The sequence below is a fragment of the Pseudomonas sp. H9 genome (assembly GCF_004353925.1).
Taxonomy (GTDB): Bacteria; Pseudomonadota; Gammaproteobacteria; order Pseudomonadales; family Pseudomonadaceae; genus Aquipseudomonas.
This window is the reverse complement of record NZ_SMOK01000005.1, coordinates 193958-208717: the sequence shown is the minus strand read 5'-3', so window position 1 is coordinate 208717 and position 14760 is coordinate 193958. Positions and strand designations below refer to the sequence as shown.

Sequence of the window (14760 nt, the reverse complement as noted above, 5' to 3'; positions counted from 1 at the left end):
CGGGGCAAGCCCGCTCCTACCGGATGAGGCAGAAGAACCGAACAAAAGCCGATAAGGCGCCCTTTCTCACTCCCCCACCGCCACGCTCCTTGGGGCATAATGCGCACTATATTTTCATTCCGGGGCCTTCACCTTTTTTCGCTCCGTTTTTTTCACCCCTCGTTGGTAGGGTTTTATTGCACATGATCAAATCTCTTCGCCCGCTTCTGCTTGCCGGCCTACTGTTACCCATTGCGCTGCCTTCCCAGGCTGCGGCCGTCAACACCACGTTGCCCGCCAAAGTTCAGCAAGCGCTGAAAACCAATAAGCTGCAAGACTCCGCGCTGTCGCTGGTCATGCTGCCGCTCAACGGCCCGGGCACGCCCACCGTGTTCAACGCTGACGTCTCGGTGAACCCAGCCTCTACCATGAAGCTGGTGACAACTTATGCCGCCCTGGAATTGCTCGGCCCCACGCACCAATGGAAAACCGAGTTCTACAGCGATGGCCCGTTGCGTAACGGCACCCTGCAGGGCAACCTCTACCTCAAGGGTGGCGGTGACCCGAAACTGAACATGGAAAAGCTCTGGCTGTTGATGCGTGACTTGCGCGCCAACGGCGTGCAAACCATCACCGGCGACCTGGTGCTCGACCGCAGCCATTTCGTCCAGCCGGTATTGCCGCAGTTCAACGATGATGGCGGCGACGAAAACAAGCCATTCCTGGTCAAACCCGACTCGCTGCTGATCAACCTCAAGGCCCTGCGTTTTGTCGCCCGCAATGACGGTGGCAAGGTACTGGTCTCGGTCGAACCACCCATTGCCAGCATCCGTATCGATAATCAAGTCAAAGCCGTCAACAGCAAGCAATGCACCGGCGACGTCCGCTACAACCCGATCACTCAGGCCGATGGCGTGACCGTCGTGGTCAGCGGTCAACTGGGCGATGGCTGCAACTCACAGACTTACCTGTCGCTGCTCGACCACCCGACCTATGCCGCAGGCGCAGTCAGGGCCATCTGGAACGAGCTGGGCGGCACGATCCAGGGTCAGAACCGGGTCGACAACGTACCCAAAGGCGCTCGCCTGCTGGCGCGTGCGTTCTCGCCTGATCTGGTCGAGATCATCCGCGACATCAACAAATACAGTAACAACACCATGGCGCAGCAGCTGTTCCTGAGCCTCGGCGCACAGTTCCGCACCGACGCCGATGGAGACGACGCCCGCGCCGCACAACGTGTGGTTCGCCAGTGGCTGGCGAAAAAGGGCATCACCGCCCCACACCTGATCATGGAAAACGGTTCTGGCTTGTCCCGTGCCGAGCGGGTCAGCACCCGGGAAATGGCGGCCCTGCTGCAAGCGGCGTGGAAAAGCCCGTATGCCGCCGAGTTCATCAGTTCGATGCCGCTGGTCGGTATGGATGGCACCATGCGTAAGCGTCTGAAACGCACGGCCATGACCGGCGAAGCCCACATCAAGACCGGCACCCTGAACACCGTGCGGGCTATTGCAGGCTACAGCCGAGACAGCAACGGCAACACTTGGGCAGTCGCCGCGATCCTCAACGATCCGAAACCTTGGGGCGCCTCAGCGGTACTCGACCAAGTGCTGCTGGACCTGTATCGCCAGCCAAAACTGGTCAACAGCACCGCTGCGATTCAGCCCTGATCGCTCACGAAAGCTCTGCCACCACTCTATCGCGGCCAGCCTGTTTGGCCGCGTAAACCCCGGAGTCGGCACGCAGCAGCAAGGCATCGGCGCCCTCTCCGGGGCGCCACCCCGCCACGCCAAAGCTGGCGGTGACCTGGCCCACACCCTCCACCTCCACACTGCGCACGCCCTGCCACAGCTCCAGCGCCAGTGAATGGGCCTGTTCGGCATTACTGCCCGGGCACAGCACCATGAACTCCTCACCACCCAATCGACAGAACACATCGGTACGCCGCAAGCGGTGACTGATGCGCTGGCACAGGTTGCGCAACACATGGTCGCCCACGGCATGCCCGAACTGGTCATTGATCCGCTTGAAGTGATCGATATCCAGCATGATCACTGCCAGATCCAACTGGTCGCGCTGAGCGCGCTCCAGCTCACTCTTCAAACGCTCCTGGAAGTAACGCCGGTTGTGGATGCCCGTCAGCGAATCGGTCACCGACAGCGCGCGCAGCTCTTCTTCAACACGCTTCAGGTCTGAGATGTCGGTCAGGTAACCGTGCCATAGCGTACTGCCATCTTCCTCGGGCTCTGGTGTGGCCTCCCCTCGCACCCAACGCTGGCCGGCCTCCGGTAGCAATACCCGGTACTCTTCACGCCAGGGTGTCATGTGATCGGCTGAATAGCGGATTGAAGTGCGCACTTGCAGCAGATCATCCGGATGAATGCGCTCAAACACTGCAGTAGCATCCTGGCGCAACTGTTCAGGCTCCAGCCCGTAGATATCGCGCAAGCCTTCACTGGCGTAGGTGAAACAAGAACTGCCGTCGGTGCGCAGGCGAAACTGGTAGATACCGCCCGGCACCTCGGCACTGAGCTTGTCCAGCAAGCGGTCACGGGCCGCCAGTGCATCATGTACTCGCTTGCGCTCGGTGACATCGATGCAGATCGCCAGATGGCCGACCCACAGGCCGTGCTCATCCAGCACTGCGGTCACTAACATGTTGGCCAGCAGTTGGCCGCCATCTTTGCGTTGCAGTGTCCATTCACCGGCTTCATTGCCGCCCTCCTGGACGGTTTGCGCGAAAATGGCTTGGGCCGGGGTAATTTCACGACCGTAGCGGTGGCTCAAGTCCCGCGCCCGATGCTGCAGCTCCTGAGGTGAAATCAAGGCTTCGAGGGTGAGGTTACCCACCGCTTCAGCACTGCTGTAGCCCAACATGCGCTCAGCACCGGCGTTGAACGTGCTGACCACACCGCGCAAGTTGGTAGCGACGATCGCCACTTGGGTCGCCGCGTCCAACACACTGCGCAACTGGTTGTGGGTGTTGCGCAAGGACTGCTCACTGATGCGCAGTTCACCCGTGCGCTGCTCAACCAAGGTCAGCGCACGCTGACGCTGACTGAACAGGCTGAACAGCAAGGCACTGAGCATCACACTGAGCAGGCCGCCAAGTAGCACCACGACGGTGACAGCCGATGACCGGTTGGCCTGCATGAAGGCCAGGCTTGGGCGGATGTCGAGCTGATAGTTGTGATCAGCCAGGTGCAACAGGTGCGAGGCGGCCAGCGGCGAAGACGTGCCCTTGTTGCCCGACTGGAACAACACTTCATGCTGGCTGTCCGGCCCGGACAGGTCGCGAATCCGTACCACCAGATTATCCTGAGCCGCATTCGGCAGGCCCTCGGCCATCAGCTGGCGAACGCTGATGACCGCCATGACATAACCCTGTGGTTCAGGGGCTGGATTACGCGGCGCGAACACCGGCGCCACCATCAACACGCCCCGGGCATAGGCGGGTTCGACGTCGGCGAGGTTCAGCGGCGCCGACACGGCCATACTGCCGGGCCTGGAGGCGCGCTGCAGGGTGTCCTCGCGTAACGGCTGCGACAGTAAATCCAGGCCGAACGGCTGGCGCAGCGGCCCTAGCGATTGGGTGAACAGCACCGGGTAATACAACGGACGGGAGGGAGATACGAGCAAACGACCGTCATCGGTCAGTTGCCGGATGGAGTAGGAAATCCCCAGGACCTGGCTCGCGTGCCGCTCGAACTCCTCACGCGTCGCGTCCGGTACTCGTGGCGCCCAGGAATAAGCCTGGGTGCGGTGCAGCAACGGACGCGCATAGCCATTGAACTCGTCGAGGGTAATTTCGTTGGCAAAGACGAAGAAGCGGCGCAAGCCATCCAGGCGCTGCACCTGATCCTCGAAGCGCTCTTCGATACGACTGTAACGCTCACTGGCCAGCAACTCGAAGCGTTGACGCAATTGTTGTCGGTACAACTCGTAAGTTGCCAACGCCAGAAACGCGGTCAACAGTCCGCCGACGGCCAATGCCACAAGGGCGACCAGCCAGGCGGACACTTCTTCGCTGACGAAGCCGAGCATTTTTGGACGAACGCCAAGCATCGACATAGTAGATAGCACTCATAACGCCAGCATTGAGCGTTTCCCAAATCCTCCCTCAGTTATAGCTATTCGCCACTAATCAAGCAATCTGTAGCCTTGTTCAGGCGCGCACTCAACGCGCCTGAATACGCCATGCCCGGTGAATCTTGCTGTTACGGGCAAAGTCCGGGTCCAGGGTCTGGGCACTGATTTCTTCTACCGCGTAACGTTCAGCCAAACGCTCGTCGAGCTGGAATTTGCGGAAGTTGTTGGAGAAATACAGCACTCCACCCGGCGCCAGGCGAGCGATTGCCAGGTCAAGCAGTTCGACGTGGTCACGCTGAACGTCGAACACCCCTTCCATACGCTTGGAGTTGGAGAAGGTCGGCGGGTCGATGAAGATCAGGTCGTACTCTTCGCGGCACGCTTGCAGCCAAGCCATCACATCGCCCTGCTCCAGACGGTTCTTGTCAGAGAACCCATTGAGCGACAGGTTACGCCGGGCCCAATCCAGGTAGGTGCGCGACAGGTCGACACTGGTGGTGCTGCGCGCGCCGCCCTTGGCAGCATGGACACTGGCCGTTGCGGTGTAGCAGAACAGGTTGAGGAAACGCTTGCCCGCTGCTTCACGCTGGATGCGCATGCGCATCGGTCGGTGGTCGAGGAACAGACCGGTGTCGAGGTAATCGGTCAGGTTGACCAGCAGTTTGACACCGCCTTCGCTGACTTCCAGGAATTGCCCCTGCGTGCTCTGACGCTCGTACTGGCGAGTGCCGCTCTGACGCTCGCGGCGCTTGACCACTACCCGGCTCTGATCAATGCCCAATGCTTGGGGAATGGCGGCCAGGGCATCGAACAAACGAGCCTGGGCCTTCTCCGGGTCCACCGAACGAGGTGCCGCATACTCTTGAACGTGGACCCAGTCCTGATACAGGTCGATCGCCAGGGCGTACTCAGGCATGTCGGCGTCATACAGCCGGTAGCAACTGACATGCTCGCGCTTGGCCCATTTGCTCAGTTGCTTGAGGTTCTTCTGCAGGCGATTGGCAAACATCTGCCCGCCTTCGCTCAGGCGCGCCGGTTCGCTGGCCACTGCTGCAGCCGTGCGCTGTGTGTCATTGCCCTGAGCATCACGCTCAGGCTGACGCCGCTCACCGGTAACGAACTGGTCAGGCTGGACCTTGATCAACAGCAATTTACACGGCAGCGCACCGTTCCAGAACGCGTACTGCTTGTGGCTGCGAATGCCCATGCGCTTGCCCAGATCCGGGGCACCGGTGAATACCGCCGCCTCCCAGTTCAAGCACGACTGACGCAGGCGCTCACCGAGGTTCTGGTAGAGGTACAGCAAGCTGGCTTCATCACCCAGACGCTCACCGTAAGGTGGGTTGCAGATCACCAGCCCCTTCTGATTCTGGTCCGGGCGTGGCTCGAAACTGCCCACTTCACCCTGATAAATCTTGACCCAGTCGCTGAGGCCGGCACGCTCGACGTTGTTACGACCTGGCTGGATCAACCGTGGATCGGCCTCGTAGCCACGAATCCACAAGGGTGGGCGGGCAAGGCCGGCTTGCGCCCGCGCCTGTGCTTCGTCGTGCAGCTTGCGCCACAGCGCAGGTACGTGGCCCAGCCAGGCACTGAAGCCCCAGCGCTCACGCTTGAGGTTCGGGGCGATGTCGGCGGCGATCATTGCCGCTTCCACCAGGAAGGTACCGACACCACACATCGGGTCAGCCAGGGCGCCGCCTTCAGCGGCAATACGCGGCCAGCCCGCACGGATCAGCACGGCGGCAGCAAGGTTTTCCTTGAGCGGCGCAGCACCTTGCTGCAGGCGGTAACCGCGCTGATGCAAGCTATGACCAGATAAGTCCAGGGACAGAATGGCTTCACCGCGATCCAGGCGCAGGTGCACACGCAAGTCCGGGTTGAGCTTGTCGACGGTCGGGCGTTCACCTTCGCGGGTGCGCAACTTGTCGACGATGGCGTCCTTGACTTTCAAGGCGCCGAAATGAGTGTTGTCGATCCCCGAGCCGTGGCCGCTGAATTCGACAGCCAGCGAACCACTGGCTTCCAGGTGGTCTTGCCACTCCACCTCGTGAACACCGTCGTACAGGTCGTCAGCGTTCTTCATGGTGAAGCGCTTGAGCACCAACAACACGCGGTTGCCCAAGCGTGACCAGAGGCACAGCCGGTAGGCGGTTTCCATGTCGGCCGAGCCGCGAATGGCCGAGGTGTGTTCACGCACCTCTTCAAGGCCCAGGCCGCGAGCTTCTTCGGCGAGCAGGCTTTCAAGGCCTTTGGGGCAGGTTAGGTAGAGTTCGAAACGGTCCGACATGAGGTATCCAGTGCCTTTAGCAATAAGTGGAAGGCAAGCGCATTGCCTCCCCGTGTTTAATCGAGCGCCTTTCCAGCGAGCACTCGAATGGCACTGCAATGAGTGCCGGGCCACCCGGGCAACCAGACCTTTTGCCAGGGGCAGAAATGTCTTTGATTGCCGGGCAGAATGAAAATTTCATGACGCGCCGGGTGAAAAATGACCCTTCGTCGTATTGACAGCTTTGTTACAAATTACCACCGAGCACTGGCCAAGTGATTTCAACTGCGATCAAACCCTGATCATAGCGGGGTTTTCATCTGTTCCTGAGTTGAAGCATTTATTTACTTATCCTTTGGCCCTAAGAAACGTTACGTCCTTATGACAAAACGATCATTCACACTGTGTCGTGCATTGGTTAGAACTCATCTCAGGTTGTCACCGCAACGGGACAACACTTCTGCTCGCCACGCCGGCAGCGAGCGCACACCGGCAGAAAGACTCTGCCCGGCCTCAGACGAGGCCGACGGGACATTACAGTCAACAAGTGAGGGCAACACCCTATGAGAAGACTTAAGCGTGATCCGTTGGAAAAAGCATTTACACGAGGCTACCACTATGGGGTTGCCGGCAAATCCCGCGAGCTTTGCCCTTTTACTCTACCGTCAGTACGCCAAGCCTGGATTAACGGCTGGCGCGAAGGACGTGGCGACAACTGGGACGGTATGACCGGCACTGCGGGTATACACAGACTCAACGAACTTCACGCCGTTGGCTGAACGAGGATCTGAATTCATTCACCATGCGCGCCCCATCCGGGCGGCGGGCTAAGGCCCAGGGGCCCCTTCAAGGGGCCCTTTTTTATGCCTGCATTCAGCGCTTCATGGCCGCGATAGCGTCCACCGCCTCGCGAATCAGCGCAGGCCCCTTATAGATGAAGCCCGAGTAGATCTGCACCAGGCTTGCGCCCGCTGCGATTTTCTCGGCCGCATGCTTGCCCTCGGTAATGCCACCGGCAGCGATGATTGGCAATTTGCCGCCCAATTCTTGCGCCAGCACCTTGACGATATGGGTGCTCTTTTCCAGCACCGGCGCACCGGATAAACCACCGGCTTCATCGCCATGCGGCAGACCTTCGACGCCCTCGCGGCCCAGCGTGGTGTTGGTGGCAATCACCGCATCCATGCCTGACTCGACCAGCGCGGCCGCCACCAGGGCAGTTTCTTCGTCGCTCATGTCGGGGGCAATCTTGATGGCCAGCGGGACGTGCTTGCCCTGTTGTGCAGCCAGTTGCCCGCGCCGCTCGGCCAAGGCGTCCAGCAATTGCTTGAGCGAATCACCGAACTGCAGGCTGCGCAGGCCTGGGGTGTTGGGCGAGCTGACGTTGACGGTGATGTAGCTGGCGTGGTTGTAGACCTTGTCCAGGCAGATCAGGTAGTCGTCCACGGCGCGCTCGACCGGAGTGTCGAAGTTCTTGCCGATGTTGATCCCCAACACGCCACGGTATTTGGCCGCCTGAACCCGGTTGATCAGGTTATCCACACCCAGGTTGTTGAAGCCCATGCGGTTGATGATCGCCTCTGCCTCAGGCAGACGGAACAGGCGCGGCTTTGGATTGCCAGGCTGCGGACGGGGGGTGACCGTGCCGATTTCGACAAAACCAAAACCCAGCTGGGCAAAACCGTCGATGGCCGCTCCGTTTTTGTCCAGACCAGCAGCCAGCCCGACCGGGTTAGCGAACTCCAGGCCCATAACAGTGACCGGCAACGAAGCCGGAGCCTTGGTCAGCAGCCCGTTCAAACCCAGACGGCCACCGGCGCCGATCAGGTCTAGGGACAGGTCATGGGAGGTCTCCGGAGAGAGCTTGAACAGCAGCTGGCGGGCCAGGGTATACATGGGCGGGCTTAGCTCGACGTGAGTGAGGGGGCGATTATATAGGCGGCGCCGTCCGGGGGACAGCGTCGCCTTGGCATATGGGTTGCTTTGTTGACGTGAAACACCGGCCCGCCAGCGGCCCGGCCTGACTTCCGATACAGGCGCGACACTGTGAACAACGATACCCTCACTCCCCCATTGGCCTGGGTCAACGGCAGCGATGCGCCGGAAAAGCACAGCCTGAACATCGGTTTCATGGCATTAAGCGACTGCGCCTCAGTGGTAGTTGCGGCCACTCAGGGGTTTGCCCAACCCTACGGCCTGAGCCTGAACCTCAAGCGTCAGAGCTCCTGGGCCGGTCTGCGCGACAAACTGGTCAGCGGCGAGCTGGATGCCGCCCACTGCCTGTATGGCCTGGTGTATGCCGTGCATCTGGGCATTGGCGGTACCAGTGCGACCGCCATGTCGGTATTGATGGGCCTGAACCAGAACGCCCAGGGCATCAATCTCTCGTCGGCGCTACAACGCCAAGGCGTGACCCGCCCCGAGGCACTGGAGCGCTTTGTGCACCAAAGCGGCACAAAACTTACCTTTGCCCAGACATTTCCAACCGGCACCCATGCGATGTGGCTGTATTACTGGCTCGCCAGCCAGGGCATCCACCCGCTTGACGACGTCAACAGTGTGGTAGTGCCACCTGCGCAAATGTTGGCTCACCTGCAGGCTGGCCGCATCGATGGTTTTTGCGTGGGCGAGCCCTGGTCGGCCGATGCAATTGAACAGGGCCAGGGGTTCACCCTGGCCACCAGCCAGTCGATCTGGCCCGATCACCCGGAAAAGGTCCTGGCCGGCACGCGTGCCTTTGTCGAACAGTACCCCAACACCGCCAGAGCATTGATCCAATCCGTGCTGGCGGCCAGCCGGTTCATCGAGCAAAGCCTGGAAAATCGCCGCAGCACTGCGCAGTTGCTCAGCGGCAAGGCTTACCTGGACAGCCCGCTGAACAGTATCGAACCGCGCCTGCTCGGCCATTACCACGATGGCTTGGGTAATCACTGGCACGACCCCCACGCCTTGCGCCTGCACGCTCATGGCCGGGCCAATTTTCCCTTTCTGTCCGACGGCATGTGGTTCATGACCCAGTTTCGCCGCTGGGGCCTGCTGCGCGAAGACCCCGACTATCTGGACGTGGCGAGCCAGGTACAACAATTGGCGCTGTACCGCGACGCGGCCACTGACCTTGGCGTGCCCTGCCCTGAACAGAACATGCGTCGCAGCCAACTGATCGATGGCACCTACTGGGACGGTAGCGACCCCGCCGGCTATGCCCGCAGCTTCGCCTTTCACGCACTGGCCGAAACGCCCGCTGCCCCTGCCTGTCGCTGAGAGGGAAACGCCCAAATGCTGCGAATCCTGTTGATAGATGACACTGAGAAAAAGGTTGGGCGCCTGAAGGCAGCACTGGTTGAAGCCGGCTTTGAAGTAATCGAAGCGTCAGGTTTGACCATCGACCTGCCGGCTCGCGTTGAGTTGGTGCATCCGGATGTCGTGCTGATCGATACCGAGTCACCTGGCCGGGACGTGATGGAGCAAGTGATCCTGGTCAGCCGCGACCAACCGCGGCCGATTGTGATGTTTACCGACGAGCATGACCCCGGCGTGATGCGCCAGGCAATCAAGGCCGGGGTCAGCGCCTACATCGTTGAAGGCATTCAGGCGACAAGGCTGCAGCCAATCCTTGATGTGGCAATGGCGCGTTTCGAGAGTGACCAGGCACTCAAGGCTCAGCTACAGGCCCGTGATCAGCAATTGGCCGAGCGCAAACGCATCGAACTGGCCAAAGGCTTGCTGATGAACATGAAAGACTGCACAGAAGAGCAGGCTTACACCTTGATGCGGCGCCAGGCCATGAGCAAGCAGCAGAAACTGATCCAGGTGGCTGAGCAGATCATCGCCATGAGTGATCTGCTCGGCTAACACCACAGTAGGAGCGGGCTTGCCCCGCGATTCGATGTGATTGATACACCGCTATCGCGGGGCAAGCCCGCTCCCACAGTTGCCCCCCGCAGTGATAACTGGCCCGGCTTTTGCTGAGTAGTTTGTACTGGTAGCCAACGGCGGTTGCCCCCTTCACGACAAAGACGTCGCATTCCCCTCGCTTCAGCGGGCCGGAAGGCGGCGTCTTTTTCGTTTCTGCCCTTTGGGGTGTAGCGCTTAACGAGGTGTTCGATGAATACGAGTTTCTGGAAGTCCGGGCATATCCCTACGCTGTTCGCCGCCTTTCTGTATTTCGACCTCAGCTTCATGGTCTGGTACCTGCTTGGCCCCCTGGCGGTGCAAATCGCTACCGACTTGCAACTGACCACCCAGCAACGCGGCCTGATGGTTGCCACACCGATTCTGGCGGGCGCGATCCTGCGCTTTGTCATGGGCATACTGGTGGACCGCCTGTCGCCGAAAACCGCCGGCCTGATTGGCCAGGTGATCGTCATCATCGCCCTGTTCTGTGCCTGGCACCTGGGGATTCACAGCTATGAGCAGGCCTTGCTGCTCGGGGTGTTCCTCGGCGTTGCCGGTGCATCCTTTGCCGTCTCGCTGCCACTGGCCTCGCAGTGGTACCCCGCCCAACACCAAGGCAAGGCCATGGGCATCGCTGGCGCTGGCAACTCTGGCACCGTATTCGCCGCTCTGCTGGCGCCGGTGCTGGCCGCCAGCTTTGGCTGGAACAACGTGTTCGGCTTTGCCGTCATCCCGCTGCTGTTGACCCTGGTGCTGTTCGCCCTGCTCGCACGCAATGCCCCGCAGCGTCCGAAACCCAAAGCCACGGCCGATTACCTCAAAGCCCTGGGCGACCGCGACAGTTGGTGGTTCATGTTTTTCTACAGTGTCACCTTTGGTGGTTTCATCGGCCTGGCCAGTGCCCTGCCCGGCTACTTCAACGATCAGTACGGTTTGAGTCCGGTCACCGCTGGCTACTACACAGCCGCGTGCGTCTTCGCCGGCAGCCTGATGCGGCCATTGGGCGGCGCCCTGGCAGACCGCTTCGGAGGCATCCGCACCTTGCTGGCGATGTACACCGTAGCCGCGCTGTGCATCGCTGCAGTCGGCTTCAACCTGCCCAGCTCGATCGCAGCACTGGCCTTGTTCGTAAGCGCCATGCTCGGCCTTGGTGCAGGCAATGGCGCGGTGTTCCAACTGGTGCCACAACGCTTCCGCCAGGAAATCGGAGTAATGACCGGCCTGATCGGCATGGCTGGCGGTATCGGTGGCTTCCTGCTCGCCGCCGGTCTTGGCGCCATCAAACAACACAGCGGCGACTACCAACTGGGGCTGTGGCTGTTCGCAAGCCTGGGGGTACTGGCATGGTTCGGGCTGTATGGCGTCAAACAACGCTGGCGCACCACCTGGGGCTCGGCCGCAGTGACGGCTGCGCGGGTCTGAGGCACGACCATGAGCTTGCAACTGAGCTTTGCCCAAGCCAGCGCCACCGGCCCGCGGGAAGAGAACCAGGATGCCCTGCGCCTGGTAACGCCGAACCCGGAACTGGCCGCCAGCAAAGGCTACCTGTTTGCCCTTGCTGACGGTGTCAGCCAATGTGCCGACGGTGGCCTGGCTGCACGGGCAAGCCTGCAATCGCTGGCATTGGACTACTATGCCACCCCTCCGACCTGGGGCGTGGCCCAGGCCCTTGACCGCCTGCTGTTGGCGCAGAACCGCTGGCTGCGCGCCAATGGCGGCGGCCAGCCGCTACTGACCACCCTCAGCGCTCTGGTGGTACGCGGACGACGCTTCACCCTGGCGCATGTCGGCGACTGTCGTATCTATCGTTGGTGTGCCGGGCAGTTGCAGCGCATCAGTGAAGATCACGTCTGGGACCAACCGGGTATGCAGCATGTGCTCAAACGCGCCCTGGGCCTTGATCAACACCTGCAGGTGGATTACCTGGAAGGCGATCTGCACGCTGGTGAGTGTTTCGTGCTGCTTAGCGACGGCGTCTGGGCCAGCCTCAGCGAGTCGCAGATACGCGCGGTGTTACGCGAACAGATCGACCTGCAGGACGCCGCGCAAACGCTGGTCAGCTCAGCTCACCACAGCGGCAGCCAGGACAACGCCAGCGCCTTGCTGGTACGCATCGACCAACTGGGCGAGAGCAACCTCGGCGACTCCCTGGCACAACTGCAACAGTGGCCGTTACCACCGACCTTGCGCGACGGCCAGTCGATTGACGGCTGGACGGTTGAGCAACTGCTCGGCCATAGCCGGCAATCACTGCTTTACCGTGTTCATGATCGTGAGCAAAACGCCTGGCTGTTGAAAACACTGCCGACACAACGCGAGGGTGAACCGGGGGCCGTGCAAAGCCTGCTACTCGAGGAATGGTTCTTGCGCCGGGTTGCCGGGCGCTACTTCCCCGAAGTACACCCTGCCAGCCAGCGCCAGCACCTGTACTACCTGATGCGCGAGTACCCGGGCCAGACATTGGCACAACTGTTCGAGCGCAACGGCCCATTGCCGCTAGCGCAATGGCAATCGCTCGCTCAGCAGTTGTTACAGGCCGTGGGCTTGCTGCATCGGCGCAACATCCTGCATTGCGACATCAAACCCGAGAATCTGCACCTTGGCGAGGACGGCCAGTTGCGCGTGCTGGATTTTGGCCTGGCCTTCTGCCCCGGACTCTCCGAGGAGCGCAACCATGAGCTGCCAGGTACCCCCTCGTTCATTGCCCCGGAAGCATTTGACGGCGCACTACCCAGCGCCCAACAGGATCTGTATAGCGTTGGCGTAACCCTGTTCTACCTGCTGACCGGCCATTACCCCTATGGCGAAATTGAAGCGTTTCAACGCCCACGCTTCACTCAGCCGGCCAGTGCTGCGCGCTACCGCCCAGACCTGCCCGAGTGGCTGGAGCACAACCTGATGCAGGCCCTGCATGCCGACCCGCAACAACGCTTTGAAACCGCAGAACAGTGGCTTTTATTGCTTGAGCAAGGTGAACGCCAGCACCTGAGTGTCCGCCCGCGCCCGCTGCTTGAACGCGAACCACTGAAAGTCTGGCGCAGCCTGGGAATGCTGTCCTTGTTACTTAACCTGATCTTGCTGATCTGCCTGCTAAAAGGCTGACAGCGCCCTTTGCCGATGAGGAAAACCGATGAATGCGAAAGTCTGGTTGATAGGTGCGGGCCCCGGCGACCCGGAGCTGCTGACCCTTAAAGCCGTACGCGCCTTGAGCGAAGCCGAGGTGGTGTTGATCGATGATCTGGTCAACCCACTGATTCTCACGCACTGCCCCCAGGCGCGAGTGGTTGCCGTCGGTAAGCGCGGCGGCTGCCGCTCCACGCCGCAGGCCTTCATTCAACGCCTGATGCTGCGCTATGCCCGCCAGGGCCGCTGCGTCGCCCGCCTCAAAGGTGGCGACCCCTGCATTTTCGGACGCGGCGGTGAAGAGGCTGCCTGGTTGCAAGCGCGCGGGATTGAAACCGAGCTAGTCAATGGCATTACCGCAGGCTTGGCTGGAGCCACTCAATGCGGCATTTCCTTGACCTTGCGTGGAGTAAGCCGCGGCGTGACCCTGGTCACAGCGCACACCCAGGATGACAGCCCGTTGAACTGGCAGGCGCTGGCACAGGGCAAGACTACCCTGGTGGTGTACATGGGGGTCAGCAAGCTCGACGAAGTACAGCAAGGTCTGCTTGCAGGTGGCTTGGCAGCCGATACTCCGGTTGCGATGATCGAAAACGCTTCCCTACCCCAGCAACGCGAGCAACACAGTACGCTGTTGCGCCTGTGTGAGGACGCCACGCGCTTTCAGCTGCGCAGCCCGGCGATCCTGGTCATCGGAGACGTGGTTGCCGAGCAGACACCTGCCAGCACACTGCTGCAGGCTTTTCCCAGTAGGCGCGGGCTTGCCCCGCGATAACGAGCATTCAGCTACATCGCATCGCGGGGCAAGCCCGCTCCTACCAAAAGGCACCCGAGGCCAAAGACAAACCAAAAAAAAGGTTCTTCACGGATTATCGGGGAGTATTGGATTTGGATTTGAGCGCTGTGAGCTTATCCGTTTGGCGTGGTGGCACCACTGACCCCTTCCGCCTTTACGGCGGCCTACTTTGCTCTTGGGCAAAGTAGGCAAAACCGCTCGCTCCTGCATCCGGCCCTACGCTGCGCTCCGGGTTCCCTCCTTCCGGTATTGCTCCCGTGAGGACCGCGCTAACGGGCCATCCATGGCCCGAAGCGCTTGACGGGCTCCTGCCCGTCACCTCACTACGCAATACCTCCACTCGGCCTCCTGAAGTCGCAGACCGCAGCGTCTGAACCATCGTGTACACAAGAGCTAAAAGCTAAAAGCTAAAAGCTAAAAGCTAAAAGCTAAGAGCTAAGAGCTAAGAGCTAAGAGCTAAGAGCTAAAAACTTGCAGCTATCGAAGATAACGCCAGCGCAGGCGCTGCCCGTAACTTTGCGACTTCAGGAGGCTGAGTGGAGGTGCCTGGAGGGCCAGGTGCGTAAGCACCCTTCGGCTGTGCCGAAGGCGCGAGATGTAGGCTTGCGTAGCA

10 protein-coding genes are annotated in these 14760 nt (G+C 60.8%); 7 read left to right on the top strand and 3 right to left on the bottom strand.

Translation table 11 applies throughout. The features are described 5' to 3' along the window. The first annotated feature begins 182 nt into the window (after positions 1-182). Positions 183-1646, top strand: a complete 1464-nt coding sequence (gene dacB, locus E1573_RS04700; RefSeq protein ID WP_133211094.1) for a D-alanyl-D-alanine carboxypeptidase/D-alanyl-D-alanine-endopeptidase — start codon at positions 183-185, stop codon at positions 1644-1646. Between the two features lie 4 nt (positions 1647-1650). Here the strand turns inward: dacB and E1573_RS04695 are convergent, their stop codons facing one another. Both E1573_RS04695 and rlmKL read right to left on the bottom strand, forming a co-directional pair. Continuing rightward, positions 1651-4047 (bottom strand): diguanylate cyclase, encoded by a 2397-nt coding sequence (locus E1573_RS04695; RefSeq protein WP_133211092.1) that lies wholly within the window; start codon positions 4045-4047, stop codon positions 1651-1653. 106 nt (positions 4048-4153) lie between these two features. Continuing rightward, positions 4154-6355: a bifunctional 23S rRNA (guanine(2069)-N(7))-methyltransferase RlmK/23S rRNA (guanine(2445)-N(2))-methyltransferase RlmL gene (gene rlmKL, locus E1573_RS04690; protein ID WP_133211090.1), complete on the bottom strand. Its 2202-nt coding sequence runs from the start codon at positions 6353-6355 to the stop codon at positions 4154-4156. A 542-nt stretch (positions 6356-6897) separates the two neighbouring features. Between rlmKL and rmf the strand changes: the two genes are divergently transcribed. Further along, positions 6898-7113: a ribosome modulation factor gene (gene rmf, locus E1573_RS04685; protein WP_128326123.1), complete on the top strand. Its 216-nt coding sequence runs from the start codon at positions 6898-6900 to the stop codon at positions 7111-7113. A 94-nt stretch (positions 7114-7207) separates the two neighbouring features. Here rmf and E1573_RS04680 read toward each other — a convergent pair whose 3' ends face one another. Beyond that, a complete protein-coding gene (locus tag E1573_RS04680; protein WP_133211088.1) occupies positions 7208-8230 on the bottom strand; it encodes a quinone-dependent dihydroorotate dehydrogenase in 1023 nt (340 codons plus the stop codon). A gap of 150 nt (positions 8231-8380) precedes the next feature. On the opposite strand from E1573_RS04680, the gene E1573_RS04675 reads away from it, so the two are divergent. From E1573_RS04675 to cobA, 5 genes are all read left to right on the top strand, one after another. Next, positions 8381-9595 (top strand): CmpA/NrtA family ABC transporter substrate-binding protein, encoded by a 1215-nt coding sequence (locus E1573_RS04675; protein WP_256659476.1) that lies wholly within the window; start codon positions 8381-8383, stop codon positions 9593-9595. 15 nt (positions 9596-9610) lie between these two features. Beyond that, the gene (locus E1573_RS04670) at positions 9611-10186 is read left to right on the top strand and encodes an ANTAR domain-containing response regulator (protein WP_133211086.1); all 576 of its coding nucleotides are present in this window, start codon (positions 9611-9613) and stop codon (positions 10184-10186) included. A 252-nt stretch (positions 10187-10438) separates the two neighbouring features. After that, positions 10439-11650, top strand: a complete 1212-nt coding sequence (locus E1573_RS04665) for a NarK/NasA family nitrate transporter (protein ID WP_133211084.1) — start codon at positions 10439-10441, stop codon at positions 11648-11650. A gap of 9 nt (positions 11651-11659) precedes the next feature. Further along, positions 11660-13330 (top strand): bifunctional protein-serine/threonine kinase/phosphatase, encoded by a 1671-nt coding sequence (locus tag E1573_RS04660; protein WP_133211082.1) that lies wholly within the window; start codon positions 11660-11662, stop codon positions 13328-13330. Positions 13331-13358: 28 nt separating this feature from the next. Beyond that, entirely contained in the window at positions 13359-14126 is a 768-nt protein-coding gene (gene cobA, locus E1573_RS04655; protein WP_133211080.1) for a uroporphyrinogen-III C-methyltransferase, read from the top strand. Positions 14127-14760: the final 634 nt, after the last annotated feature.

Bases quoted from the DNA above. Each gene is read 5' to 3' on its own strand.
- dacB (WP_133211094.1), top strand. From the start codon at position 183: ATGATCAAATCTCTTCGCCCGCTTCTGCTTGCCGGCCTACTGTTACCC.
- E1573_RS04695 (WP_133211092.1), bottom strand. From the start codon at position 4,047: ATGTCGATGCTTGGCGTTCGTCCAAAAATGCTCGGCTTCGTCAGCGAA.
- rlmKL (WP_133211090.1), bottom strand. From the start codon at position 6,355: ATGTCGGACCGTTTCGAACTCTACCTAACCTGCCCCAAAGGCCTTGAA.
- rmf (WP_128326123.1), top strand. From the start codon at position 6,898: ATGAGAAGACTTAAGCGTGATCCGTTGGAAAAAGCATTTACACGAGGC.
- E1573_RS04680 (WP_133211088.1), bottom strand. From the start codon at position 8,230: ATGTATACCCTGGCCCGCCAGCTGCTGTTCAAGCTCTCTCCGGAGACC.
- E1573_RS04670 (WP_133211086.1), top strand. From the start codon at position 9,611: ATGCTGCGAATCCTGTTGATAGATGACACTGAGAAAAAGGTTGGGCGC.
- E1573_RS04665 (WP_133211084.1), top strand. From the start codon at position 10,439: ATGAATACGAGTTTCTGGAAGTCCGGGCATATCCCTACGCTGTTCGCC.
- E1573_RS04660 (WP_133211082.1), top strand. From the start codon at position 11,660: ATGAGCTTGCAACTGAGCTTTGCCCAAGCCAGCGCCACCGGCCCGCGG.
- cobA (WP_133211080.1), top strand. From the start codon at position 13,359: ATGAATGCGAAAGTCTGGTTGATAGGTGCGGGCCCCGGCGACCCGGAG.